24 protein-coding genes are annotated in these 24,008 nt (G+C 69.5%); 13 read left to right on the top strand and 11 right to left on the bottom strand.

The window, feature by feature from the left end; all coding sequences use genetic code 11:
* Positions 1-87: 87 nt before the first annotated feature.
* Entirely contained in the window at positions 88-939 is an 852-nt protein-coding gene (locus ACQPXM_RS19955) for an NAD-dependent epimerase/dehydratase family protein (RefSeq protein ID WP_432950758.1), read from the top strand.
* A 100-nt stretch (positions 940-1,039) separates the two neighbouring features.
* Here the strand turns inward: ACQPXM_RS19955 and ACQPXM_RS19950 are convergent, their stop codons facing one another.
* Positions 1,040-2,365, bottom strand: a complete 1,326-nt coding sequence (locus ACQPXM_RS19950; protein WP_432950756.1) for an acyl-CoA dehydrogenase family protein — start codon at positions 2,363-2,365, stop codon at positions 1,040-1,042.
* Positions 2,366-2,532: 167 nt separating this feature from the next.
* Here ACQPXM_RS19950 and ACQPXM_RS19945 point away from each other — a divergent pair, with 167 nt between their 5' ends.
* From ACQPXM_RS19945 to ACQPXM_RS19930, 4 genes are read left to right on the top strand one after another with little or no spacing between them, the layout of a single operon-like run.
* Entirely contained in the window at positions 2,533-3,294 is a 762-nt protein-coding gene (locus ACQPXM_RS19945) for a TetR/AcrR family transcriptional regulator (RefSeq protein ID WP_432950754.1), read from the top strand.
* Complete coding sequence (locus ACQPXM_RS19940) at positions 3,291-4,568, top strand: acetyl-CoA C-acetyltransferase (RefSeq protein WP_432950752.1); 1,278 nt, start codon at positions 3,291-3,293, stop codon at positions 4,566-4,568. Before ACQPXM_RS19945 ends, ACQPXM_RS19940 begins: the two co-directional genes overlap by 4 nt.
* A 12-nt stretch (positions 4,569-4,580) precedes the next feature.
* Complete coding sequence (locus ACQPXM_RS19935; RefSeq protein ID WP_432950750.1) at positions 4,581-5,927, top strand: 3-oxoacyl-ACP reductase; 1,347 nt, start codon at positions 4,581-4,583, stop codon at positions 5,925-5,927.
* A 1-nt stretch (position 5,928) separates the two neighbouring features.
* A complete protein-coding gene (locus tag ACQPXM_RS19930) occupies positions 5,929-6,786 on the top strand; it encodes a MaoC/PaaZ C-terminal domain-containing protein (RefSeq protein WP_432950748.1) in 858 nt (285 codons plus the stop codon).
* Here the strand turns inward: ACQPXM_RS19930 and ACQPXM_RS19925 are convergent.
* The 5 genes from ACQPXM_RS19925 to ACQPXM_RS19905 form a co-directional block, all read right to left on the bottom strand.
* Positions 6,773-7,516: a DUF998 domain-containing protein gene (locus ACQPXM_RS19925; RefSeq protein WP_432950747.1), complete on the bottom strand. Its 744-nt coding sequence runs from the start codon at positions 7,514-7,516 to the stop codon at positions 6,773-6,775. The two genes, ACQPXM_RS19930 and ACQPXM_RS19925, sit on opposite strands and share 14 nt — an antisense overlap.
* Before the next feature lie 129 nt (positions 7,517-7,645).
* Entirely contained in the window at positions 7,646-8,416 is a 771-nt protein-coding gene (locus tag ACQPXM_RS19920; protein ID WP_432950745.1) for an energy-coupling factor ABC transporter ATP-binding protein, read from the bottom strand.
* Positions 8,413-9,180 carry a cobalt ECF transporter T component CbiQ gene (gene cbiQ, locus ACQPXM_RS19915; RefSeq protein ID WP_432950743.1) on the bottom strand — a complete coding sequence of 256 codons (768 nt, stop codon included), beginning with the start codon at positions 9,178-9,180 and terminating at the stop codon, positions 8,413-8,415. Before cbiQ ends, ACQPXM_RS19920 begins: the two co-directional genes overlap by 4 nt.
* Before the next feature lie 31 nt (positions 9,181-9,211).
* On the bottom strand, positions 9,212-10,249 hold the full coding sequence (locus ACQPXM_RS19910; protein WP_432950741.1) for an energy-coupling factor ABC transporter permease: 1,038 nt from the start codon (positions 10,247-10,249) through the stop codon (positions 9,212-9,214).
* Between the two features lie 46 nt (positions 10,250-10,295).
* Positions 10,296-11,651: a dihydrolipoyl dehydrogenase family protein gene (locus ACQPXM_RS19905; RefSeq protein WP_432950739.1), complete on the bottom strand. Its 1,356-nt coding sequence runs from the start codon at positions 11,649-11,651 to the stop codon at positions 10,296-10,298.
* 142 nt (positions 11,652-11,793) lie between these two features.
* Here ACQPXM_RS19905 and ACQPXM_RS19900 point away from each other — a divergent pair, with 142 nt between their 5' ends.
* The 4 genes from ACQPXM_RS19900 (at position 11,794) to ACQPXM_RS19885 (ending at position 14,892) form a co-directional block, all read left to right on the top strand.
* Positions 11,794-13,299, top strand: a complete 1,506-nt coding sequence (locus ACQPXM_RS19900; protein WP_432950737.1) for a PstS family phosphate ABC transporter substrate-binding protein — start codon at positions 11,794-11,796, stop codon at positions 13,297-13,299.
* Positions 13,300-13,368: 69 nt separating this feature from the next.
* On the top strand, positions 13,369-14,121 hold the full coding sequence (locus ACQPXM_RS19895; protein WP_432951056.1) for a metallophosphoesterase: 753 nt from the start codon (positions 13,369-13,371) through the stop codon (positions 14,119-14,121).
* The gene (gene tsaA, locus ACQPXM_RS19890; RefSeq protein WP_432950735.1) at positions 14,118-14,525 is read left to right on the top strand and encodes a tRNA (N6-threonylcarbamoyladenosine(37)-N6)-methyltransferase TrmO; all 408 of its coding nucleotides are present in this window, start codon (positions 14,118-14,120) and stop codon (positions 14,523-14,525) included. Before ACQPXM_RS19895 ends, tsaA begins: the two co-directional genes overlap by 4 nt.
* A 91-nt stretch (positions 14,526-14,616) precedes the next feature.
* The gene (locus ACQPXM_RS19885; RefSeq protein WP_432950733.1) at positions 14,617-14,892 is read left to right on the top strand and encodes a YggT family protein; all 276 of its coding nucleotides are present in this window, start codon (positions 14,617-14,619) and stop codon (positions 14,890-14,892) included.
* Here the strand turns inward: ACQPXM_RS19885 and ACQPXM_RS19880 are convergent.
* Positions 14,882-15,334 (bottom strand): group II truncated hemoglobin, encoded by a 453-nt coding sequence (locus ACQPXM_RS19880; protein ID WP_432950731.1) that lies wholly within the window; start codon positions 15,332-15,334, stop codon positions 14,882-14,884. The two genes, ACQPXM_RS19885 and ACQPXM_RS19880, sit on opposite strands and share 11 nt — an antisense overlap.
* Before the next feature lie 70 nt (positions 15,335-15,404).
* Positions 15,405-16,382 carry an AraC family transcriptional regulator gene (locus ACQPXM_RS19875; protein ID WP_432950729.1) on the bottom strand — a complete coding sequence of 326 codons (978 nt, stop codon included), beginning with the start codon at positions 16,380-16,382 and terminating at the stop codon, positions 15,405-15,407.
* A gap of 116 nt (positions 16,383-16,498) precedes the next feature.
* Between ACQPXM_RS19875 and ACQPXM_RS19870 the strand changes: the two genes are divergently transcribed.
* Positions 16,499-17,251 carry an SDR family NAD(P)-dependent oxidoreductase gene (locus ACQPXM_RS19870; RefSeq protein WP_432950727.1) on the top strand — a complete coding sequence of 251 codons (753 nt, stop codon included), beginning with the start codon at positions 16,499-16,501 and terminating at the stop codon, positions 17,249-17,251.
* A gap of 110 nt (positions 17,252-17,361) precedes the next feature.
* Here the strand turns inward: ACQPXM_RS19870 and lpdA are convergent, their stop codons facing one another.
* Positions 17,362-18,759, bottom strand: coding sequence for a dihydrolipoyl dehydrogenase (gene lpdA, locus ACQPXM_RS19865; RefSeq protein WP_077016304.1), 1,398 nt, complete (start codon positions 18,757-18,759; stop codon positions 17,362-17,364).
* Positions 18,760-18,950: 191 nt separating this feature from the next.
* Between lpdA and ACQPXM_RS19860 the strand changes: the two genes are divergently transcribed.
* The gene (locus ACQPXM_RS19860; protein WP_432950725.1) at positions 18,951-21,077 is read left to right on the top strand and encodes a peptidoglycan DD-metalloendopeptidase family protein; all 2,127 of its coding nucleotides are present in this window, start codon (positions 18,951-18,953) and stop codon (positions 21,075-21,077) included.
* A gap of 163 nt (positions 21,078-21,240) precedes the next feature.
* Positions 21,241-21,699: a PGPGW domain-containing protein gene (locus ACQPXM_RS19855; RefSeq protein WP_432950723.1), complete on the top strand. Its 459-nt coding sequence runs from the start codon at positions 21,241-21,243 to the stop codon at positions 21,697-21,699.
* Positions 21,700-21,780: 81 nt separating this feature from the next.
* Here the strand turns inward: ACQPXM_RS19855 and ACQPXM_RS19850 are convergent, their stop codons facing one another.
* Positions 21,781-22,338, bottom strand: a complete 558-nt coding sequence (locus ACQPXM_RS19850) for a TetR/AcrR family transcriptional regulator (protein ID WP_432950721.1) — start codon at positions 22,336-22,338, stop codon at positions 21,781-21,783.
* A 172-nt stretch (positions 22,339-22,510) separates the two neighbouring features.
* Here ACQPXM_RS19850 and ACQPXM_RS19845 point away from each other — a divergent pair, with 172 nt between their 5' ends.
* Positions 22,511-23,128, top strand: coding sequence for a DUF2867 domain-containing protein (locus ACQPXM_RS19845; protein WP_432950719.1), 618 nt, complete (start codon positions 22,511-22,513; stop codon positions 23,126-23,128).
* On the opposite strand, the gene ACQPXM_RS19840 is transcribed toward ACQPXM_RS19845, so the two are convergent.
* Positions 23,047-23,982 carry an AraC family transcriptional regulator gene (locus tag ACQPXM_RS19840; protein WP_432950717.1) on the bottom strand — a complete coding sequence of 312 codons (936 nt, stop codon included), beginning with the start codon at positions 23,980-23,982 and terminating at the stop codon, positions 23,047-23,049. The genes ACQPXM_RS19845 and ACQPXM_RS19840 overlap by 82 nt on opposite strands.
* Positions 23,983-24,008: the final 26 nt, after the last annotated feature.

The raw sequence follows: 24,008 nt of genomic DNA, 5'->3' as shown, positions 1-24,008 counted from the left end.
GGTTCGGCCTTCAGGCTGCTGAGCCCTCCACCGTCCAACCGCTGAACAAGCGTCTCGACGACCGGTGGGTTCTGCGAGGATCGGTGAGTGGCTCGAGTAGCGGTGACCGGAAGCAGCGGAAAGCTGGGGCGCGCGGTGGTTGACCACCTCGCCGAGCACGGGTGGGAGGTGATCGCCCTCGACCAGGCCCCGCCGGCGCGGGCCGACGTGACGTCGACCCGGCTCGACCTGACCGATTTCGGCCAGACCTACGAGGCGATCGCCGGCATCGACGACCGCCACGACGGTGTCGACGCGGTGGTGCACCTGGCCGCGATTCCCGCACCGGGCCTGCGCCCGAACGCGGCGACGTTCCAGAACAACATCACAGCGACGTACAACGTCTTCTCGGCCGCCCTGCGAGCCGGCGTCCGCAACCTGGTCTGGGCATCGAGCGAAACCGTACTCGGCCTCCCGTTCGACGAGTTCCCGCCGTACGTACCGGTCGACGAGGACTACCCGCCACGCCCCGGCAGCACCTACTCCCTCGTGAAGACCCTCGAGGAGGAAATGGCCCGCCAACTCTGCCGCTGGCACCCCGACCTCAAGCTCATCGGCCTACGTTTCTCGAACGTGATGTACCCCGAGGACTACGCCCGCTTCCCGACGTTCGACACCGACGCCCAGGCCCGCAAGTGGAACCTCTGGGGCTACATCGACGCCCGCGACGGCGCCCAGGCCGTCCGCAAGTCACTCGAGTACGACGCGACCGGCACCGACGTCTTCATCATCGCCAACGCCGACACCGTCATGACCCGCCCCAACGAGGAACTGCTAGCCGAGGTCTTCCCCGGCGTACCGGTGAAGCGCCCCTTCGGCCCCAACGAAACCCTCCTGTCCATCGACAAGGCCCGCCGCCTCCTCGGCTACGAACCCCAGCACTCCTGGCGCACCAGCTAGCGCCGCACCCTCGTCTCTAACCTGCGGAACCTCAGCGGCATCCGCGGTGCGCGGCGACAGCCAGAAACACGTAACCGGCGCCAGCCGTGCGTGGGTCGAACTACCTGACCCGCATGCCGGAGATGGCTCGGGCGATCACCAGACGCTGGACTTCCGAGGTGCCTTCGAAGATGGTGTAGATCTTGGCGTCTCGGTGCATGCGCTCGACTGGGTACTCGCGCGTGTAGCCGTTGCCGCCCAGGATCTGGATGGCTTCTTCCGTCACCTTGACCGCGACCTCGCCGGCCTTCAGTTTGGCCATCGAGCCTTCGCCGTGGCGGTAGTCGGGGGTTTCGCCTCGCATCAGAGCTGAGGACATGTTGGCGGCTCGCCAGACCAAAAGGCGGGCCGCGTCGATCTCCATGGCCATGTCGGCCAGCTTGAAGGCGATGCCCTGGTTGTCGATGATCGGGCGGCCGAACTGTTCGCGGCCTTTGGCGTAGTCGAGGGCGAACTCGTACGCCGCTCTCGCGATCCCGATGGCTTGGGCGCCGACGATGTGGCGGGTCATCTCGAAGGTGGCCATGGAGGCGTTGCGGGCGCGATTGCCGTCCTGGGGTTCGCGGGCCTTCGCCAGGCGGGCGTCGAGTTTTTCCTTGCCGCCGAGGACGTTTTCGGCGGGGATGCGGACGTTGTCGAGGAAGACGTCGGCGGTGTGGGACGCGCGCAGGCCGTGCTTCTTGAGTTTGGTGCCCTGCTGCAGGCCCCGGACCTCGGACTTGGGGACGACGAAGGCGGCCTGGCCCTTGGTGCCGAGCGACGGGTCGACGGTGGCGACGACGACGTGGATGTCGGCGATGCCGCCGTTGGTGGCCCAGGCTTTCTGGCCGTTCAGGACCCACTCGTTCGTCTTCTCGTCGTACGTCGCGCGGGTGCGGATCGCGGAGACGTCCGAGCCGGCGCCGGGCTCGGACGAGCAGAACGCGGCGACCTGTACGTCATCCGGGGTGCCGTAGCAGCGTGGGAGCCACTGGCTCCACTGCTCGGGGGTGCCGTTGGAGAAGATCGCCGACGACGCGAGGCCGGTGCCCACCAGGGACATGCCGATGCCGGCGTCACCCCAGAACAGTTCTTCCTGGACCAGCGGCATCAGCAGGCCGGACGGGTCGATGAACAGGTTGATGTTCGCCTCGAGCCCGTACAGGCCGATCTTCGCGGCCTCCTGGATCACCGGCCACGGGGTCTCCTCGCGCTCGTCCCACTCGGACGCTGCGGGGCGGATCACCTCGGCGGCGAAGGTGTGGGCCCAGTCGCGGAGCTCGCGTTGCTCGTCGTTGATACCGAGCGAGAACGTGCTCCAGCCCGGTTTGGACCGATCGGCGCCGAGTTCACCGGCCAGCGACATCACATCGGCGGAGACGGACGGCTTCGGGTCGGTCATGGTCATCGAGTCCTCCGTACGGCGCGCCGCGAGGGGCCGGGCGCTGAGCAGCGGGTCACACAGCAGGGGCACAATCAGCATCGAGCAGTACGGCGTGCTGCCGCAGGACGATGTTACCCACGAGTGTAACCGTCGTTTGCACCGGGGGGTACCGGTGTGGCTAAGATCGGTGCATGAGCTCCGCGCTGCTCGCGATCGGACGCCGCCGGACCACGGCGGAGCGCCGTCGCGACCGGGAGCGGGACATCATCCGCTGCACCCGCGAGCTGTTCGACGAGCGGGGCACGATCGACGCCCAGATCGACGACATCGCCAAGCGCGTCGGCATCAACAAGGCATTGATCTACCGCCACTTCGCCGGCAAGGAAGAGCTGTTCGCGCTCACCCTGGTCGACTACCTCGGCGAACTCGACGCGCGTCTCAAAGAAGTCGACGGCCCCCGCCGTACGCCGATGAACCGCCTCAAGGCCCTCAGCGAGGTGTTCGTCGACTTCTGCCTGGAGTACCCGGCCTTCGCCGACTGCGCGATGAGCCTGCTGCGGCGCACCGGCGAGGAGCTGTTCGGCGAGATCACCGAGCCGGTGATGACCAAGCTCGGTACGGCGATGGGCAGCGCGCTCCAGCGCATCTCCACCATCCTGGAAGCCGGCCAGCGCACGGGCGTGTTCGACGAGGTCGACGCCGACTACCTCGCCAACCACCTCTACACCCAGACCCTCGGCTCGCTGCACATGGCGCGGATGGGACTGATCGTCTCCGCGGGCCGGCCGGGCCACCCGGTCGTGCACCACGCGGACATCGCCACCGTCCGCGAGACCGCCATCACCGCCACCCTCGCTACCGCTGTCGGCCGTCAGGCGCTCGGCGGAAGATCCACGAAACCCTCCAAGGCGACCGCCGGCCGCACCTCACGCACCACAGGAGAGACACCGTGACCGAACCTCGCAAGGTAGCCGTCGTGGCGGGCAACCGGATTCCGTTCGCCCGCCAGGACAAGAACTACCGGCACGCGTCGAACTCGGACATGCTCACCGCCGCGCTCAACGGCCTGGTCGACCGGACCGGGCTGGGTGGCGAGGAGCTCGGCGAGGTCGTCGCCGGCGCCGTGCTCAAGCACGCCCGCGACTGGAACATGGTCCGCGAGGTCGTGCTCGGCTCGAAGCTCGCCGCCACCACCCCGGCGTACGACCTGCAGCAGGCGTGCGGGACCGGGCTGGAGGCTGCGATCCTGGTCGGCAACAAGATCGCGCTCGGCCAGATCGAGGCCGGCATCGCGGGTGGCGTCGACTCCGCCTCGGACGCGCCGATCGCGGTGAACGACAAGCTCCGCACGATCCTGCTCGACCTCAACCGGGCCAAGTCGTTCCAGGACCGGCTGAAGGTGCTGGCCCGGGTGCGCCCGAAGGACGTCGTACCGGAGATTCCGCGCAACGCCGAGCCGCGGACCCGCAAGTCGATGGGTGAGCACGCCGCGCTGACCGCGCTGGAGTGGGGCGTCACCCGCGAGGCGCAGGACGAGCTGGCCTACCGCTCGCACCTGAACCTGGCCGCCTCGTACGACCGCGGTTTCCACGACGACCTGATCACGCCGTACCTGGGGCTCGAGAAGGACCAGAACCTGCGCCCCGACACCACGATCGAGAAGCTGGCCAAGCTCAAGACCGTGTACGGCAAGGGCGAGACCGCGACGATGACGGCGGGCAACTCGACCCCGTTGACCGACGGCGCGTCGGCCGTGCTGCTGTCGACCGACGAGTGGGCCGCGGAGCACGGACTGCGGCCGCTCGCGTACCTGACCCACGCGCAGACCGCCGCGGTCGACTACGTGAAGGGCGCCGAGGGCCTGCTGATGGCCCCCGCGTACGCCGTACCGAAGATGCTCGCGCGCGCCGGCCTGACGCTGCAGGACTTCGACTACTACGAGATCCACGAGGCGTTCGCGTCCCAGGTGCTCGCGACGCTGAAGGCGTGGGAGGACCCGATCTTCTGCAAGGAGCGGCTCGGCCTCGACGCGCAGCTGGGCGAGATCGACCGCGCCAAGCTGAACGTCAACGGCAGTTCGCTGGCGGCCGGTCACCCGTTCGCCGCGACCGGCGGGCGGATCGTGGCGGCGCTGGCCAAGCAGCTGGACGAGAACGGCGGCGGCCGCGGGCTGATCTCGATCTGCGCCGCCGGTGGCCAGGGCGTCGTCGCCATCCTCGAGAAGTAGGAGCCTGAAGAGATGACGGACCGCTATCAGACCTTCACCCGGACGCCGCTCGGCCAGACCCTGGTCAAGAACCTCGGCCTGCCCGACCCCACTCCGCTCCCCCGCTGGACCGAGGGCGCGCCGGTGATCGACGGGCCGGTCGTGTTCGGGTCGATCGGCGAGACCGACACCGGCAAGGCCATCCAGGCGCTGCTGCGCGACATCGGCGCCAGCTTCAGTACGGCGGCCGAAGGCGTCGCGTCGAGCGAACTCCGCCCGAAGGCGCTGGTCTTCGACGCCACCGGCGCGACCAGTACGGCGGAGCTGAGCTCGCTGCAGCGGTTCTTCTCCCCCGTGATCCGCCAGCTCGGCGCGGCCGGCCGGGTGATCGTGGTCGGCCGTACGCCGGAGCTCGCGGCCACGCCCGAGCAGCAGGTCGCGCAGCGCGCGCTCGAGGGCTTCACCCGCTCGCTCGGCAAGGAGGTCAAGCGCGGCGCCACGGTCAACCTCGTGTACGTCGCGCCGGACGCCCACGACCAGCTCGACTCCACGCTGCGGTTCTTCGTGTCGCCCAAGTCGGCGTACGTCGACGGCCAGGTCGCGCGGATCGGGACCGGTCCGCTCGTCGCGACCGATCCGTCCGCGCCGCTGGCCGGCAAGGTCGCGCTCGTCACCGGGGCCGCGCGCGGCATCGGCGCGGCGATCGCGAAGACGCTGGCCCGCGACGGCGCGACGGTGATCGGCGTCGACGTCCCGCAGAACGCGAACGACCTGCGCAAGGTGATGACCGCGGTCGGCGGCAGCGAACTGCTGCTCGACGTGACCGCGATCGACGCGCCGCAACGGATCGCGGCCCACGCCGAGGAGCACCACGGCGGGCTCGACATCGTCGTGCACAACGCCGGAATCACCCGCGACAAGCGGCTGGCGAACATGCGCACCGACACCTGGGACGCCGTACTCGACGTCAACCTGCGCGCTCCCGAGCGGATCACGGCCCACCTGCTGGAGTCCGGCGCGCTGCACGACGGCGGCTCAGTGATCGGCGTGTCCTCGATCGCGGGCATCGCGGGCAACAACGGCCAGACCAACTACGCGACCTCCAAGGCCGGCGTGATCGGGCTCGTGCAGGCCTACGCCCCGAAGCTGGCCGAGCGGCAGATCCGGATCAACGCGGTGGCGCCGGGCTTCATCGAGACCGAGATGACCGCGCGGGTGCCGTTCGCGATTCGCGAGGTCGGGCGGCGGATCAACTCGCTGCAGCAGGGCGGGCAGCCGGTCGACGTGGCCGAGACGATCGCCTGGTTCGCCGACCCGGCGTCGGCCGGCGTGACCGGCAACGTGGTCCGGGTGTGCGGCCAGAGCATGCTGGGAGCCTGAGGTGCCGACCCGCCGGTACGACGACTCGCCGAGCTTCGGGGCGCTCTACGCCCGGACGGTGAAGGCGACGCTGCGAAGGGCCGAGTACGAGCCGGACGTCGACGGCCTGACGCTCGAACTGCCGGAAGTGGTGGTCGACCAGGACCACCTGGCGTCGTACCGGGAGGTGACCGGGTTCGCGGCCGGGCCGACGGTGCCGGTGACCTATCCGCACGTGCTGGCGTTTCCGTTGCACCTGGATCTGATGTCGGATCCGTCGTTCCCGTACAAGCCGATGGGCATCGTGCACCTGTCGAACACGATCACCCAGTACCGGCCGATCCCGCTGCACGCGGACCTGGCGATCAGGGTGCACAGCGGGCCGGAGCGGCCGCATCCCAAGGGGACGGTGTTCGACGTACTGAGTGAGCTGCGGGTCTTCGACGAGCTGGTGTGGACGGACTCGACGACCTTGCTCAGCCGGTCGGCCGGTGACGACTCGGCGCATGCCGAGCTGCTGCCCGATCCGGAGCTGGACGGTACGGCGTGGTGGGAGCTGCGCGGGAATCTGGGACGCCGGTACGCGTCGGTGTCCGGCGATCGCAACCCGATTCATCTGTTCAAGTTGTCGGCGCAGGCCTTCGGTTTCCCGCGGCAGATCGCGCACGGGATGTGGGCGAAGGCGGCCGCGTTGGCGTCGATCCAGCGCGCGGTGGGGTTGCCGGACGCGTTCGAGGTGCGGGTGGACTTCCGGAAGCCGCTGCTGCTGCCGTCGCGGGTGCAGTTCGGCTACCGGAAGTCCGAGACCGGTGTCGACTTCGGTTTGTACGACGAGAAGCACGAGCTGACGCATCTGGTGGGCAAGCTCACCGAGCGCTGACCCGGAAGTGGTTGAGCGTCACGGTGAGCCAGCTCCAGGCGACGGCGATCGCGGCCCAGAAGCCGAGGGTGACGGTCTCGCCGGCCGAGCCTGAGGCGATGCCGGCGAAGGCCGCGAGGAAGAGCGTGCCGGTGAGGTACGCCGCGGTGGCCCATCGGGGTGCGGCTGTGCGCCGGAAGTAGTTGCCGAGGACAACACAGCAGGCGATGAAGGCGAGAAAGCCGATCCCGCCGAGCGCGAAGTGCGCGGTGCCGTGCCAGCTCATCGTGACCGGCTGGCCTTCCGGCGTACCGAGTGGGAATCCGAGGGCCGGGTCGGGGAGGAAGATGCCGGCCGAGGCGGTGCCTGCGCCGAAGACGGCGAGCAGGATCGCGGCCTTCTTGCCGACCACTTGCCGGAGGCCGATCGCGCCGAGGATCACGAGGATGCCGGTGACGATGAAGTTGGCGCTCTGAATCCAGCCGTGGTCGCCGAGGGTCAGCATGCTGCCGGCGTGTTTGGTGGGTTCGAAGCCGTCTCTGGTGAACGCTTGGGTGAGGACGACCGCCAGGTTCAGCGGTCCGGCCAGTACGCCGGCCAGCAACAGCTTGTCGGCGATGCGGCCGGGGACGCCGCTTGGGGTTGATGCCGCGGCAGCCGGGGATGGAACCTGGGCGGCGCTGGACCGCTCACCAGCCTCGCGCTCTGAGCGGGCTCCTGCTGCTTCTCCGGCCGATGCGGCATCAGCCACAGGCGACAGGGTCGGCCGCATTGCTGCCGGGCTGTTGTTCAGTTGGCTCATTGGTCCAGTCCTTCCAGCGGTTGGTTGGCTCTACCAACGCGTCGGACAGGACCCGGCTGATTCGACAGCCCCTGGAATCTAGTTTTCCGGCCCAGGGACCGACAGCGGGTTGAACCCGTACGGAAGCTCCAGGCGGTGGGCCGCCATCAGGGTCGGGTCGGCGAGCAGGTCGCGGGTTTTGCCGTCGGCGACGATGCGGCCGCCGTCCATCAGCAGGCTGCGTTCGCAGAGCTGGAGGGCGTACGGGAGGTCGTGCGTGATCATCAGCAGCGTGACGTCCAGCCCCGACAGGATGTCGGCGAGTTCACGGCGGCTGGCGGGGTCGAGGTTGCTGGAGGGCTCGTCGAGGACCAGGACCTCGGGGCGCATCGCCAAGACCGTCGCGACGGCGACTCGGCGGCGTTGACCGTACGACAAGTGATGAGGGGCGACGTCTGCGTGGTCCTGCATGCCGACCTGGACGAGCGCCTCCTGGACCCTTGCGTCCAGTTCGGCGCCCTTCAAGCCCAGGTTCGCAGGCCCGAAGGCGACATCGTCGCGGACGGTGGGCATGAACAGCTGGTCGTCAGGATCCTGGAAGACCAGACCGACCTTCCGCCGGATCTCCGGCAGGTGTTCCCGGTGCAGATCCGTGCCGCCGATCTGGATCTTCCCACTGCCGGTCCCGCCGGCGACGGAGCCCAGGATGCCGTTGAGGTGCAAAACGAGCGTGGTCTTGCCCGCACCATTCGGACCGAGCAAAGCAACCCGCTCACCGCGCCCGATGGTGAAATCGACGCCGAACAGCGCCTGCCGGCCGTCGGGATAAGCGAACACCAACCGCTCGACGTGGATCGAAGGACTGCTCACAAGCCGACCACCCTAGCCGCCACCGCGACAGCGATCGCCGCCAGGGACACCGCGAGCCCGGTCAGCCACTGCCCGCGATCGGCGCCGCCTACCGACAGCAGCGGCATCCGGCCGGTGTAGCCGCGCGACTGCATCGCCAGGTGCACCCGCTCCCCGCGCTCGAAGCTGCGGACGAACAGCGCGCCCACTCCCCCGGCAACCGCCTTCAAATGCCCCGCGCGACCACCGGCGTACCCGCGGGACTCCCGGGCGATCCGCATCCGGTGCAGATCGTCGGAGACGACACTCAGGTAGCGAACCATGAACGACAGGATCGCGATCAGCGTCGACGGCAGCCGCAGCCGCTCGAGCCCGGCGAGCAGGTCGCGCGGTCCGGTCGATGCCGAGAGGATGATCGCCGCGACCACCCCGAGCGTGCCCTTCGCCAGCACGTTCCAGGCGCCGAGCACCCCGGCCGACGACAGCGACACCCCCAGTACGTCGACCTGCGGGCCGGTCGCGACGAACGGCAGCAGCAGCGCGAACACGATGAACGGCGTCTCGACCGCGAGCCGGCGCAGAACCGTTGCGGGCGGCAACTTCGCGAGCACGACGCAGCCGAGCAGCAGTACGGCGTACAGGCCGAAGGCCCAGAAGACCGCCGCGGGAGTGGACACGACGGCCAGCACGAACAGCAGCAACGCGACGATCTTCACCTGCGCGGGCAACCGGTGGATCTGGCTCCCCGTCGGCACCAGCAGACCGTCTCCGGCAGAGCCGCTCACAACAGCATCGTCGCCGCAGCGCGTGACCGCATCAGACGGTCGTGTCGACGTCGGCGCGGGCCGGCGAGCGCAGGGATGCGAGCTTGGCGACCGCCAGTCCGACCGCGATCGTCACCAGTACGCCGATGATGCCGGCCAGCGCGCCCGAGACGTGACTGTTGCCGATCCCGCTCACGCCGTAGTCGGCCAGCGGACTCCCGGCCGCCGCCGAGTCCGTGGCCGCGCTCTCGAACCCGAGCTTCGCCCCGACGAACTCCAGTCCGTCCGGGTGCGCGCTGGCGAACAAGCTGATCACTCCGGCGACCAGCATCGTCACCGCGACGCCAACGCCGAGGCTTCGCCCCGCGGGCCGAGCTGCGATCGGGCGGTCCGGCGACACGGTCGACGAGTTGCCGTCGGCATCCACCAGGACGAGGTCCGGGCGCAGGTGACGAGCGGCGTAGACCAGATCGGGCCGCGTCGCGACGACCGCGCTCAGCACGGCCCCGGTGATCACCGCCTCGCCCAGCCCGACCAGAACGTGCCAGCCGACCATCGCCGTGGCCAGTTGGCCGATCGGAATCTCGACCGTGCCGCCCACGGCGTACAGGCCGGTGAAGGCGAGCGCGGACAGCGGAACCGACACGAGCGCGCCCAATGCGGCCGACGGCACGATGCTGCCGACGCGCTTGGGCAGGACCTGCAGCAGGAAGCGAGTGACGAAGTACCCGACGAGGACCGTGACGACGCCCATCAGCGTGATGTTGGTGCCGAGCGCGGACAGCCCGCCGTCCGCGAACAGCAGCCCCTGGACCAGCAGCACGGTCGACATCACCAGCATCGCCGTCCACGGCCCGACCAGCGCCGCCGCGAGCGCGCCACCGAGCAGGTGACCACTCGTCCCGGCCCCGACCGGGAAGTTCACCATCTGGACGGCGAAGACGAAGGCGGCGGTCAAACCGGCCAACGCCGGCCCGGTCTCCCGGATCTCCCGGTTGGCGCGCTGCAGGCTGATGCCGACGGCACCGGCCGCGATCAGCCCGGTCGCAATCGAGGTCGGTGCGTCGAAAAATCCGTCAGGGACATGCATGCCCCCATTCTTGATCCAGTTGCGACCGGATCGCAACAAGGGCCGGTCAGAGGCCCTTCAATGCCTCGCCGTAGGCGCGATGGAAGGTCGGATAGGCGAGGATCATCTGCCGCAGTTCCCGCACCGGTACGGCGGCGTGCACGGCAACCGCGAGCCCGCTCAGCACCTCACCCCCGGCCGGTCCGGCGCTCGTCGCACCGACCAGCACACCGCGCCCGGCGTCCATCACCACCTTGATGAAACCGTCGTTGCCCGCCTTGTGGATCCACCCGCGGGTCGACGCCGGGAGCTGCGTGATCGCCGTCCGTACGTCGAGACCCTGGTCGCGGGCCTGCTGCTCGGTCAGCCCGACCGCGCCGATCTCCGGATCGGTGAAGGTGACCCGTGGCATCGCGTGGTAGCTCGCCTTCGGGGCGTCGTCGGTGCCGAGGATGTCGTGCACGGCGATGTCCGCCTGGTACATCGCGTTGTGCGTGAAGGCCCCAACGCCGGTCACGTCCCCGACCGCCCACACCTTGCTCGCGGCCCGCACCTGCTCGTCGACGGCAATGAACCGCGCCGACGGGTCGATGCCCACCTGGTCCAGCCCGAGCCCAGCCGCGTCCACCCGCCGACCCGTTGCCACCAGCAACTTCTCGCCGGTGACCGAACTGCCGTCCCCGAGCCGCACGGTGAACCCGTTGTCGTAGGACACCGACTCCGCCCGTACGCGGGTCCGGATGGTGATCCCGTCCCGCTCGAGCGCCTCGCGCGCCAGTTCGCTGGACTCCGGCTCCTCCAGCGCGAGCAGCCGGTCGAGCGCCTCGACCACGGTCACCTGTACGCCGAACCGGGCGAACACCTGCGCCAGCTCCAGCCCGATCGCGCCGCCGCCGAGCACGACGATCGTCGCGGGCAGGGTGTCGGCCTCGATCGCCTCGTGGTTGGTCCAGTACGGCGTACCGGCGAGCCCGTCGATCGGCGGAATCACCGGGACCGTGCCGGTGGCGATCACGATCCCGCGGGACGCCTCGAACGAGCGGTCGCCCGCCTGGACCGTGCCCGGGCCGGTGATGGTGGCGCGCTCCCGCAGGAACGTGACGCCCTTCTTCACCAGCCGGTCGACCGCGACCTGGTCGTTCCAGTTGTCGGTCGCCTCGTCGCGGATCCGCCGGGCGACCGGGGCCCAGTCCGGCTCGACCGTTGCCTTGCCGGCCATCGTGTCGACCCGCCGCGTCTCCGCGATCAGGTTGGCGGCCCGGATCATCATCTTGCTCGGGATGCAGCCCCAGTACGGGCACTCCCCGCCGACCAGCCGCGGGTCCACGCCGACCACGCTGAGGCCGGCCTCCGCCAGCCGCCCGGCGGTTTCCTCGCCGCCCACTCCGAGCCCGATCACCACGACGTCCACCTGTTCAGCCATGGCGCCAAATCTCCCAGACGCGGGCGCCGCGGCCAAGCCTCGCGCCGGTGCGCCCGCGAGCCGCCGGCCGGACGCGTAAACGGTCACCGCAGCGTCAGCAACCGTTCACCCGCGCTCCGTAGCCTCACGACCTGGAGGGGTGATGGGACTGGCAGTGGATTTCTCCGGGCTCGGGGACATCAATCTCGAGACCGTGATCGCCGCGATCGCACTGATCGGTACGGCGGCGGCCTGGCTGGTGGACAGGTACTTCCTGCGCCGCAAACGACTGGTCTACCGGGTGCAGGTGGACGCGCCGATCGGGGTGTTCCCCAGCTCGCACATGGTCGACGTCGAGGTCCGGCACCAAGGCGACGTGGTGGAGGAACCGAGCGTCGTACTGCTGCGCGTCGACAACGCCGGCGGGATGGACATCGAGCCGCACCACATGCACGAGAAGGTGTCGTTCGCGTTCCCGGACCGCAAGATCGTCGGGCTCGAGGTGACCGAGGCCAAGCCGGAAGCGCTCGGCGAGATGCTGCAGCGCCAGCTCGACTCGGAGAACTTCGTCGACACCAGCCGGCTGGTGATCCCGCGGATGGCGATCAACCGCGGGGACAGCTTCAAGTTCCTGCTGGTGCTCAGCGGGCGCGGCAACGGCGTCACCCACTCGGGGTACCTGGCCGGCGGGTCGGCCGGCGGTGGGGTTTACCACGAGCCACGGCCGCGCGGACCGGGTCGGCGGACGCTGACGTTCGGCGCGCTCTCGCTGCTTCTGGTCGGGGCGCTGGTGGCGCTCTTCCTGGTCGACGTACTGCAGCCGCCGGACAACTGCGCGGCCGGTCAGCTGCGGATCGTCGGGTCGACCGCGGTGGAGCCGACGATCAAGGAAGTGCGCAGCGCGTACGTCGCGGAGTGCACGCAGGCCGAGATCACGATCGCGGCCGGCGGGAGCCGCAGCGGAACGCGGTTGCTCGCCGATACCCAGAGCAAGGACGCGGCCGCGGCGGAGAACATGATCGCGCTCTCCGACGGCCCGGCCGAGGAGGCCGCGAAGCTGCAGAGCCGGCCGGTCGCGGTCGTCGTCTTCGCGGTCGTGGTGAACCGGACGACCGACGTCACCGCGCTGACCGTGAACCAGCTGCGCGACATCTACGCGGGCCGGTTGACGAACTGGAAGCAGCTCGGCGGGCGCGACCTGCCGATCCGGATGGTGAGCCGGGTCGGTCCGGACTCCGGATCCCGCCGGACGTTCCGGGAGCGGGTGCTCGCCGGGGACCAGGAGCTGGGCATCACGTCGGACGACTGCCGCAGCAAGGACGACCCGGTCGCGAAGCACCAGCGCTGCGAGGTCGGTACGACCGAAGAGCTGCTGAACCGGGTCGCCGACATCGAGGGTGCGATCGGGTACGCCGAACTCGGCGGCTCCCGCAAGTACCCGACGCTGACGCCGGTCGCGATCGACGGCGTCGTACCGGCCACGCCGAACGTCGCCGACCGGACGTACCGGTTCTGGGAGGTCGAGCACGCCTACACCGCGGCGCCGCCCAAACCGGACTCGCTGCAGGAAGCGTTCCTCGACTACCTCACCTCGACGCCGGCCCACCCGATCCTGGCCCGCGACGGGCTGGTTCCGTGCTCGGATCTGCCGGGAGACTTCTGCGGATAGCGGGCGGGCCCCCTCTTGGACGATCCGGCGACTAATCTGCTGGCCTAGCCGAGGAGGCCCGCCTTGACCGTGATCGCGCATCTGAGTGACCCGCACCTGGACGGTACGCCGGAGGCTCGTGACCGCCTTCGCCGCGTCACGTCGTACCTGCTGGCCTTCCAGCGCCCGGTCCACGTCGTCCTGGTCACCGGCGATCTCGCGGACCACGGCACCGAGTACGCCGAGGTCGCCGCCGAACTGGCGGTCTTCGGCGAGCTTCCGGTCCTCGTCCTGCCCGGCAACCACGACGTCCGGGCCGCGTTCCGCGCCGGCCTCGACGCGTACGTCGACGCGGTCGGCGGTGGCGACGATCCGGTCCATCAAGTGCGCGACGTCGCCGGTGTGCGTTTCGTGCTGCTCGACACGACGGTCCCCGGCGAGGACCACGGACTGCTCAGCGCCGACTCGCTCGACTGGCTGGACGGCGTACTGGCCGAGCCGGTCGACGGGCCGGTCTTCGTCGCATTCCACCATCCGCCGGTCGGTCTTCAGCACCCGAAGCTGGACCAGTGGCTGTTGCAGGCGCCGGGGCAGTTCGCCGCGATCCTCCGCCGGCACCCGGTCACCGCGCTGCTCGGCGGACATCTGCACAACGGCGTCACTACGACGTACGCCGGTCTGCCGCTGTTGCTTGCCCCCGGCATCCGATCGACCGTTCCGCTGCCGTTCGAGCCGCCGACGCCCGGCGGCGGCCTCGTCGACGACACCGCGCCGCCCGGGCTCGCGTTGCACATCCATCGAGCGGATGCACCGCTGCTGACCAAGTTCGTGGAGCTGTCATGACTTTTGTGGTCCACCCCATCGGACGCGTCGAGTCCCCGCTGACGGAGCTGGCCGACGCGCCTCGGCAAGGCGACGAGGGCGCGCCCGACGCCTGGCTCGTCTTCGACCCGGCGTACCGCGACGGGCTGAAGGACATCGGGCCCGGCGACGAGCTCCTGCTGCTCACCTGGTTCGACCGCGCGGCCCGGGATGCCCTGGTGGTGCATCCCCGTGGCGACGTCACCCGCCCGCCGACCGGCGTCTTCAGCACCCGCTCCCCTGCCCGCCCGAATCCGCTCGGTCTGCACCGCGTGACCGTGCTCGCCGTCGACGATCTCCGCGTCCACGTCAGCGGCCTGGAGGCGCTCGACGGCACGCCTCTGATCGACGTCAAGCCCGTCCTCGGCGCCATCGACGAGCGCTGACAGCCTGAAAGTCCGCTAAGAACACCCCGGTGAGGACATCTTCGGACCCGCCCGGCCGTTGATACTGGCAAGACGTCCTACGGAGGAACACATGAGCCTGATCGGAACCCTGTTGGGGTACGCCCTGACCCTGTTCATCCTGGTGATGATCGTGCGCATGGTGCTCGACTGGACCACCCAACTCGCCACCGGCCCGTCCCGCACCGGCCGCGCCCGCGAACTCACCCACGCCTGGACCGAGCCGGTCATCGCCCCGGTCCGCCGCAGGCTGCCGCCGCTGCGAGCCGGCGGACTCGCCTTCGACCTGGCCTTCACCGTCGTTTTCGTCGCCGCGCTGATCCTGCGCTCGATCGCCTTCAGCCTCTGACCAGCCCACCCCAGGACCACCGCGGCACGGAAAGCCCGGCCGGTACGCCGACCGCCGAGTCGGCGTACCGCGTCAACGACACGGTCGTCGCCCAGGCGAAGTAGTCGTACAGGACCGAATAGAGCCGGTCGCCTTCGGCCAGCCCGACGTCGGTCAGCGCCTGCGCGAAACAGGCGACCGCCCGGCGATCCATCTCCTCGTGCGGCCCGTTCCCACTGTGCATCCGCACGACGGCACTCTCCCCGCCGTACTGCTCCGAGTACGTCGCCGGACCACCCAGCGCCTCGGCCCAGTACGCCGCGAGCCGCTCGGTGTGCTGCGGATGAAACCCGTGGCTGAACGCATGACTGACCACCTCGTCCGCCATCACCCGCCGATGCCAGGCATGCGCCAGCCGCCGAAGCCCGTCGTCCCCACCCATGGCGTCGTACACACTCTCCATCGCCCGAGAGTGCCACAGACGAAAGGACCCCCGGCAGTACGAACTGTTCGCCGGTTGGTTCGATGCGAGCTCAGCCGGCTTCTGTGAACAAAGGACGTTCGTTTGCAGCCGAGCGCGGGGGCTGCCGCACCTGGTTGCGGAACTGTGCGGGCGACGAGCCGACCACGCGGCGGAACGCGGTGCTGAACGCACTCTCGGACAGGTAGCCAGTGGCCCGTGCGAGCTCGGAGATCGACAGCATGTCGCGAGCGAGGGCGTCGCGGGCCAGGCTCATGCGCCATTGGATCAGGTACTCCAGCGGCGGGACCCCGACGTGGGTCTTGAAGGCCTGGGCGAACGCCGAACGCGACATGTGGCTGATCTCGGCGAGCTCCTTGAGGTTCCAGGAGTGGGCAACGTCCGCGTGCAAGGCGCGCAAGGCGGCGCCGATGCCGTCCTCGTTCAGGGCGCCCAGCCAGCCGGTGGGCCGGTCTGTTTGCGCGGCGTGAGCCCGCAGCATGTGCACGAGCAGGATCTGGGCGAGGTGGTTCTGCACCAGCGGGCCGCCGGCGGCGGCGACCCCGACCTCGGTGGCCAGGAGATCGATCAGCTGAGCGAGCCGCCTGCCGTGAGGATCGGTCACGCGGACAATCACGAGCGGTGGCAGCAAGTCGGTCAGCAGCGCCGCGTTCCTGTCGTCGAACGCGATGTGCCCGACGCAGAGGTAGAGGTCGTCCTCGGACTCCGGGCCGATCCGCACGAACCCGTCTTCGGCACGCGCCAGCACCGCCTCCGCAGGGCGCGGGCTCGCGTCGAGCGTGCCGGCCAGGACGTAGGGCGGTGGGTTGCCCAGCAGAAACGTGTCGCCCTCCTGAAGGAGCACCGGCTCGTGCCCGTCCAGGATCAACCAGCACGTGCCGCGCACGAGGCCGCCGATTCGCACGTGCGGGAACGGGTCGAAGCGCAACGCCCACTCGCCGACGGCCCGGAGACTGGGCCCAACCACCGTGCGGGGCCGGAGCAGGCCGATCGCGTCAGCCACTGGATCCTGAAATCCGAGCACCGACACGACCCTCCTGGACGATAGGTAAAGAACGCAGGACTTTGCATCATGGATCGTACTCCACCGGTCGCGCAGTATCGATGTCGAACAGATCGGTATCGAGACAGTGATGGAGACACCCCATGGGACAGTTGGATGGCAAGACGTCGGTGGTCACCGGAGGAAGCAGCGGGATCGGTCTGGCCACCGCCGTGCGGCTTGCGGACGAGGGCGCGTACGTGTTCGTCACCGGGCGACGCGAGGCCGAACTGGAGGCAGCCGTCAAGACCATCGGAACGGACCGGGCGACGGGAGTGGCCGGCGACATCTCCGAGATGGCTGACTTGGACCGGCTCTACGAGGCGGTCCGGGCCCGCGGCCAGGGGCTGGACGTCCTGGTCGCGAACGCGGCGGTCGGTGCTTTCGTGACGCTGGAACAGACCACCGAGCAGCACTTCGACCAGACCTTCGCGGTCAACGTCCGGGGCACGCTGTTCACCGTGCAGAAGGCGTTGCCGCTGCTCAACGACGGGGCTTCGATCGTCCTGGTCGGTTCGACTGCCGGCGACCGCGGGGTCGAGGCGTTCGGCGCCTACGCGGCGTCGAAGGCGGCCGTCCGGTCCTTCGCGCGGACCTGGTCCAACGAGCTCAAGGACCGCGGCATCCGGGTCAACGTGGTCTCGCCGGCCTGGATCGAGACTCCCGGCGGCACCGCCGCTTTCGGCGACGAGGAGACCGCCCGGGCCGTCAAGCAGAACGTCGCCGCGACCGTGGCCAAGGGCCGCATGGGCCGGCCTGAGGAGGCCGCCGCGGTCGTGACCTTCCTGGCCTCGGAGCAGAGCAGCTACGTCGTCGGAGCGAACGTCTACGTCGACGGAGGCACGAACCAGATCTGAGCAGACGCCACGACCTCTGGGTGACCGAAAGCTCCCCAGGAGCCGGAACTGAATCTCTCAGTCCGACTTCTGGGGAGCAGTGGGTACGCCGGGGTCCGTCGCGAACCGGATCAGAAGTTGATCATGTGGCCCTCGAGGCCGTGGAAGGCCTCCTGGAGGGCTTCGCTCAGGGTCGGGTGGGCGTGTACGTTGCGGGCCAGTTCCTTGGTGGTCAGGTCCCACTTCTGGGCCAGGGTGAGCTCGGGAAGCAGCTCGGTGACCTCGGGGCCGATCAGGTGGGCGCCGAGCAGTTCGCCGTACTTGGCGTCGCTGATCACCTTGACGAAACCGGTCGCGTCGCCCAGACCGTGGGCCTTGCCGTTGGCGGTGAAGGGGAACTTGGCGACCTTGACGTCGAAGCCCTCCAGCCGGGCCTGCTCCTCGGTCCAGCCGAAGCTGGCGATCTGCGGCTGGCAGAAGGTGGCCCGCGGGATCATCACGTAGTCGAGCTCCATCGTCTCGACCCCGGCGATCGTCTCGGCCGCGATCACGCCCATCGCCTCGGCGGCGTGGGCGAGCATCAGCTTGGCGTTCACGTCGCCGATCGCGAAGATGTTCGGCACGTTGGTGCGCAGGAAGCCGTCGACGTCGATCGCGCCGCGCTCGGTCAGCTTGACGCCGATCTTGTCCAGGCCGTAGCCGTCGACGCGCGGCTGGAAGCCGATCGCCTGCATCACCTTGTCGGCCTCCAGCGTCTGCTGGTTGCCGTCCTTGCCGGTGACGGTCACCTTCACCTTGTCGCCGGAGTCGTCGATCGAGTCGACCCGGGTGCCGGTTAGCACGTCGACGCCGAGCTTCTTGTACGCCTTGGCCAGCTCCTTGCTGACCTCGACGTCCTCCAGCGGGACGATCCGGTCCAGGAACTCCACGATCGTCACCTTGACGCCGTAGTTGGCCAGCACGTAGGCGAACTCGACGCCGATCGCGCCGGCGCCGGCGATCACCATGCTGCCCGGCAGTTCCTCGGTGAGGATCTGCTCCTCGTAGGTGACGACCCGCTCGCTCAGCTGGGTGCCCGGCAGCAGCTTGGTGGTGGCGCCGGTGGCGATGATGCAGTGGTCGAAGGTGACGGTCTCGGAGTTGCCGTCGTTCAGCGCCACGTCGAGCGTGTTCGCGTCGACGAACGAGCCCCACCCGTCGAACTCGGTGATGTTGTTCTTCTTCATCAGGAAGTGCACGCCCTTGACGCGGCCGTCGGCCACCTTCCGGCTGCGCTGCACCGCGGTCGGGAAGTCGAAGCTCACCTCGCCGCTGATGCCGAAGGTCTTCGCCTCCTTGCTGAAGATGTGCGCCAGCTCGGCGTTGCGCAGCAGCGCCTTGGACGGGATACAGCCCACGTTCAGGCAGACACCGCCCCAGTACTTCTTCTCGATGATGGCGGTCTTGAGCCCGAGCTGGGCGGCGCGGATCGCCGCGACGTACCCACCCGGGCCGGCGCCGAGGACAACAACGTCAAAGTGCGAGGCCATACGGTGAACTTTAGTGCCTCGCACCAGCCGATCCCGCCGTGGGCCCCGTGGTGGTGGTCACGATCCGTGAGCTGGGGTTTCGCACAGCGCGGCCGACGCCTAGGCTGAGCTCGCACGGGGGCCGCGATAACGTCACCGTACCTCTGTGCGCGCGTGAGGCAGCGTGAGGCGATGGGGTTGATGGGGGCCGGATGACGAACAGGCGTGGGCTGCGGTTCGCCGCGCTCGGCACGCTGCTGGGCGTCTTCGCCGTGCCCGCCTGGTCGGCCTACGCCGACGACCCGACTCCCCCGCCGCCGGCCTCGGTCACCGACGTGAACCGGTCCCTGGAGCAGCTGCGCGCCGAGGCCGCCGCCGTTCAGGCCGAGTTCGCCAAGGCGACGATCGCCTACACGAACGCCCTCAAGACCGCCCAGGCCGCCGAAGCCGCCGCGAAGCGCGCCGAGGCGTACGCCGCGACCAAGCGGGCCCGCTCGGAGGTCGAGCGCCGCAAGCTCGGCCTGCTCACGGCCCAGGCCTACCAGCTCGGCATCCCGACCGTGATGGGCACCGAGTCGATGCTCTGGTCGCTGGCGCCGATCGCGGAGAACCTGCAGGAGATCGCCGACCGGCAGACCGCGATCAAGCAGCTCGGCAGCACCCAGGTCGCCCAGTACAACGCCGCCTCCGCCGCCGAGAACGCGGCCGGTACGGCGGACAACGACGCCAAGAACAAGCGCAAGGCTGCCGACGAGGCCTCCGCCAAGGCACGGCAGCTCAGCCAGGAGGTGCAGCAGAAGGCCGCGAACGCCTCCATGACGATGGAGGGCCAGATCGCCGACCTGGCCGGCGCCACCCAGCTGTCCGAGCAGCTGCAGGCCAGCCGCAACCAGCAGGCCAAGTCCCGCTGGCAGACCTACCTGGCCGAGCTCACCGCAGCCGGGGTGAAGCCGCCCGCGGCCGGCGCCCTACGCAACCCGGCCAAGCTCCCGGCCGGCCTCAAGCCGCTGACCGCCGCGGGCAAGGCCGTCGCAGGTGCCGCGTCCGTCACCGCGAGCGGCCGCTCGGTCAAGGTCCTGCCCGCCGAGACGATCACCGCGGTCAACCGAGCGTTCACCTTGCTCGGCAAGCCGTACGGCGTCTCCGCCACCGGCCCGGACAAGTACGGCTGCCTCGGCGCGGCCCGGACCGCCTGGCAGCCCTACACGACCCTCCCGGGCCTGGTCGGCAAGGTCTACTCGAACTACCAGACCGTCCCCGGCGCCTCGGTCCAGCCGGGCGACCTGCTGGTGATGGGCAGCCGCTCGGTCGGCCTCTACCACGTCGGTGTCGCGCTCGGCGACGGCGAGATGATCGCCGCCGACGAGGCGAAGGGCTCGGTCGTCGTCACCACCGTCCCCGAGAGCCTGTACGCCGCGCTCCGCCCGACCCTCGGCAAGCCGGCCAAGCCGCAGACCCCTCCGGCGACCAGCTCGCAGGCGGTCCAGTTCCGCTGCGGCAACACCGCCACGTCGTACGACGTCGGCACCGGCGCGTGGACCTGGCCGCTGAACGACGGCACCTACGAGATCGGTACGCCGTTCGGTCAGCCCGGCCCACTGTGGGCCAGCGGTATCCACACCGGTCAGGACTTCCCCGCCGCGATCGGTACGCCGGTGCGCGCGGTCACCGCGGGCACGGTCCGCGTCGAGCACCCCGCCTGGGCCGGAAACCTGGTCCGCATCGACCACGGCAACGGCCTGGAGACGCTGTACGCGCACCTGAGCTCGATCGACGTTCCGGACGGGACGCGAGTCGAGGCCGGTCAGCGCATCGGTGCCGTGGGCTCCGAAGGCAACTCGACCGGTGGACACCTGCACTTCGAGGTCCGGCTCGGCGGCGACCCGGTCAACCCGATGCCGTTCCTGGCCACCGGCGGGACGAGCACGGGCTGGGGCGGCTACAGCAACGGCATGATCCCGGCCAGCAAACTCTGCGGGATCACCAGCGGGCACTCCCTGCGCTGCGACGCCGCGACCGCCTACCTGCAGCTGGCGTCGGCGTACCAGAAGCGCTTCGGCAAGACGCTGTGCATCACCGACTCCTACCGCTCGTACAGCTCCCAGGTCGACCTGTACGGCCGCAAGCCGTCCCTGGCTGCGCTGCCCGGTACGTCGAACCACGGCTGGGGCGTTGCCGTCGACCTCTGCGGCGGCATCGACCGCTTCGGCTCCGCCCAGCACCAGTGGATGGTCCAGAACGCGCCGAAGTACGGCTGGGTCCACCCCAACTGGGCCCGCCAGGGCGGCAACCGCGAGGAACCGTGGCACTGGGAGTACGAGCGCCCTGCCAGCGCGTGAACCCTGCCGCGTGACCGCCTGTGGATAACCTCGTCACTTTCCGGCGCTCCGCCTGTAAACTCAACTAGGAAAGGGCAGGCGGGCGGGCAGGCGGCGGCGATTCAGGGGCGGGTCAGGGTCGCGGTTCACCGGAAGCGACCTGCTGGGGACGTACATTGGGGACGTGGCCGAGCAGACCAGTCCGGACCGCACGGACAAGAACATCACGCTGGACGCCCAGGACGACCGCTGGGAGTGGCGGCGCAAGATCCGTGCGAACCCGCGCAAGCACCTGATCTACCGGATCGGTGTCGGCGTTGTCGGGGGCATCTTGATCATCGCCGCCCCACTGACCGGCTGGCTGCCGGGACCGGGCGGCATCCCCTTGTTCATCGCGGGTCTGGCCGTGCTGGCCAGCGAGTTCGAGTGGGCCCAACGGCTGCTCTACCGCGTCAAGGGCTGGGTCCAGGAGCTCACCGCCTGGACCGGCAGGCAACCGGCCTGGCTGAAGGCGCTCGGCACGGCCGCGCTGTTCGCCTGTGTGATCGTTGCCATCTGGCTCTACATGGCGGTGCTCGGCGTACCCGGCTGGTTCCCGGACTCGTGGGAATCGTTCCTGCACACGCTTCCACTGCTGAAGTGACGTGCGGCTGCTGAAGTGACCAGCCGCTGCTGAAGTGACCAGCCGCTGCTGAAGTGACCTGCCGCTGCTGAAGGCAGTCCGTCAGCGCAGCAACCACTGACGGGTGAGTTCGAGCACGTCCTTGCGGCTGCGGTTGCCGTGGCCGGCTGCGATCAACGGACTGCCGATGCGCAGCGAGAAGACCAGCAGGCTGCGCACCTCGACGTCCTCGTCGTCGGCGCAGAACTCCCTGAACAGCGCGCGCAGGTAGTCCATCCGGCGGTTGTCGACGCGCTCGAGCTGGCGGGCGACCTGCTCGTCGCGGCGGGCCCACTCGCGGATCGCGAGGTCGGCCGCGGTCCCGGTCATCGGGCCCTCGCCGGAGGCGACGAGGGTGAACAGCCGGTCGAGCTTCGCCCGGCCGTCGCCGCCCGCGGTTTCCACCTGCTCGATCAGCGCCTCGGTGGTCTCGCGCTCCCAGGTGTCGAGGATCTCCGCGAGCAGCGCGTCCCGGTTCCTGAAGTAGCCGTAGAAGCCGCCTTTGGTCACCCCGAGGATCTGCGCCAGCGGCTCGATCCGGACCGCCTCGGGTCCACCGGACGCGAGCATCCGCAACCCTTCCTCGATCCAGCGCCCCCGCGGTGTCCGCGTCACGCCCATCCCGTGGCTCCCCGCGTCACGCCCATCCCGTGGCTCCCCGCGTCACGCCCATCCCGTGGCCCCTCGCCTCAAGCCCATCCTGTGGCTCCTCTCACGCCGGCCCGATCTGTACGGTGCCGTACACAAGGGTCTACGTTGTTGTGTACGGCATCGTATAGAAGGGGCTCCAGCGATGAGACTTCCCATCAGCGCGCACACCGACCGGCCCTGGCGGATCCACGAGATCGCCGCCGACTTCGAGGTCGAGGACGTCTGGGCGCTGCCGACGCCGGGCGGCCCGGACGACTTCGAGCGGCTCATGCGCTGCTTCGCCACCGCCGACCCCGACGCTCCCGCGTTGATGTCGTCGCGGATCGGCAAGTTCCTCATGGCCCTGCGCTGGAAGCTCGGCAGCCTCTTCGGCTGGGACCGGGACACGACCGGCCTCGGCGCCCGCGTGGACACTCTCCGCGACCGGCTCCCGGCCGACCTGGCCGAAGGCCCCCGAGGCCCGGAGCTGAGCGATGTACCGTTTCAATCGCTCTTCCTGACCGACACCGAATGGGCGGCGGAGATCGCCAACCGAACGGTCCACGCGGTGCTGCACCTCGGCTGGGTCCCCGACGGTTCCGGCGGCTACCGCGGCCAGATGGCCGTCCTGGTCAAACCGAACGGCCGCCTCGGTACGGCGTACCTGGCGCTGATCAAGCCGTTTCGCTACCTGTGGGTCTATCCCGACTTGCTGCGAACCATCGGCCGCGGCTGGGACGCCGACTTCGGCAACGCCGCGTGGGTGAACCGCGCGCGGTAGTTCGACGCGGTCAGCCCGTAGTGCGACTTGAACCGGCGGGCGAAGTAGTTCTGGTCCGGCCAGCCCACCGACTCCGCGATCCGGCTGATCGGGAGGTCGGTGTGCAGCAGCAGATCCGCGGCCAGCTCCACCCGATGGCGGGACAGGTAGGCCATCGGCGGCAACCCCGTCGACGACTTGAACAGCCGGACGAGATAGCCCGGAACGAGGTGCAGTTCCTCGGCGAGGTCGTTCAGCATCCACTGCCGCGCCGGATCGGCTTCCATCAGACGCATCGCGGTCAGCACGGCCGGATGCGTCGCGGTCTCGCTGCCGATCAGCCCACCCGCCGCCACCGCACGCGCCAGGCAGCTCAGAAACAGTGACAGCCGGCCGACGATGTCACCCCGGTGCAACTGCACCAGCTCATGACGTAGACCGCCGAGGCCTTCCAGGTGACCGATCGCCTCGGCCAGCGCCTTGTCGTCCAGATGCGTGGTGAGGATGCCGCGTCGCTGAGCCGAGAACGGGCCGGTCCACAACAGGAACCCGAGCAGTGGGTCCTCCCGCATCCAGGCCAGCTCCCGTTGCATCAGATCGGCCGAGAAGCAGCAGTTGTACAGGTGCAGATCCTCGCAGTCCTCGTACGCGTGCCAGACGCCCGGCCGCAGCAGGATCACGTCACCGACCGCGAGTTCCTGCCGGCCGGCCAAGCTGCGATGGAAGCCCGTGCCGCCGGTGATCACGACGGTTTCGAAGAAGCTGTGGGTGTGGACCGGATGGCCGGTCTCGTGCACGTACGGACCGGCGTGCGCGACTGCCCCGTCGACGAAGTGCAGCAGCGTCCGGGTGTTGCCGACTGGCGGTTCCTCCATGGTTCAACGTACTCACCGAAGTGCAT

Origin of the sequence: Kribbella sp. CA-253562 (genome assembly GCF_050942265.1) — a bacterium.
GTDB lineage: Bacteria > Actinomycetota > Actinomycetes > Propionibacteriales > Kribbellaceae > Kribbella.
This window is presented reverse-complemented; position numbering and strand designations above follow the sequence as displayed.

Bases quoted from the DNA above. Each gene is read 5' to 3' on its own strand.
- tsaA (WP_432950735.1), top strand. From the start codon at position 14,118: ATGACTTTTGTGGTCCACCCCATCGGACGCGTCGAGTCCCCGCTGACG.
- ACQPXM_RS19945 (WP_432950754.1), top strand. From the start codon at position 2,533: ATGAGCTCCGCGCTGCTCGCGATCGGACGCCGCCGGACCACGGCGGAG.
- ACQPXM_RS19885 (WP_432950733.1), top strand. From the start codon at position 14,617: ATGAGCCTGATCGGAACCCTGTTGGGGTACGCCCTGACCCTGTTCATC.
- ACQPXM_RS19950 (WP_432950756.1), bottom strand. From the start codon at position 2,365: ATGACCATGACCGACCCGAAGCCGTCCGTCTCCGCCGATGTGATGTCG.
- ACQPXM_RS19905 (WP_432950739.1), bottom strand. From the start codon at position 11,651: ATGGCTGAACAGGTGGACGTCGTGGTGATCGGGCTCGGAGTGGGCGGC.
- ACQPXM_RS19860 (WP_432950725.1), top strand. From the start codon at position 18,951: ATGACGAACAGGCGTGGGCTGCGGTTCGCCGCGCTCGGCACGCTGCTG.
- ACQPXM_RS19840 (WP_432950717.1), bottom strand. From the start codon at position 23,982: ATGGAGGAACCGCCAGTCGGCAACACCCGGACGCTGCTGCACTTCGTC.
- lpdA (WP_077016304.1), bottom strand. From the start codon at position 18,759: ATGGCCTCGCACTTTGACGTTGTTGTCCTCGGCGCCGGCCCGGGTGGG.
- ACQPXM_RS19910 (WP_432950741.1), bottom strand. From the start codon at position 10,249: ATGCATGTCCCTGACGGATTTTTCGACGCACCGACCTCGATTGCGACC.
- ACQPXM_RS19900 (WP_432950737.1), top strand. From the start codon at position 11,794: ATGGGACTGGCAGTGGATTTCTCCGGGCTCGGGGACATCAATCTCGAG.
- ACQPXM_RS19845 (WP_432950719.1), top strand. From the start codon at position 22,511: ATGAGACTTCCCATCAGCGCGCACACCGACCGGCCCTGGCGGATCCAC.
- ACQPXM_RS19850 (WP_432950721.1), bottom strand. From the start codon at position 22,338: ATGGGCGTGACGCGGACACCGCGGGGGCGCTGGATCGAGGAAGGGTTG.
- ACQPXM_RS19880 (WP_432950731.1), bottom strand. From the start codon at position 15,334: ATGGAGAGTGTGTACGACGCCATGGGTGGGGACGACGGGCTTCGGCGG.
- ACQPXM_RS19935 (WP_432950750.1), top strand. From the start codon at position 4,581: ATGACGGACCGCTATCAGACCTTCACCCGGACGCCGCTCGGCCAGACC.
- ACQPXM_RS19870 (WP_432950727.1), top strand. From the start codon at position 16,499: ATGGGACAGTTGGATGGCAAGACGTCGGTGGTCACCGGAGGAAGCAGC.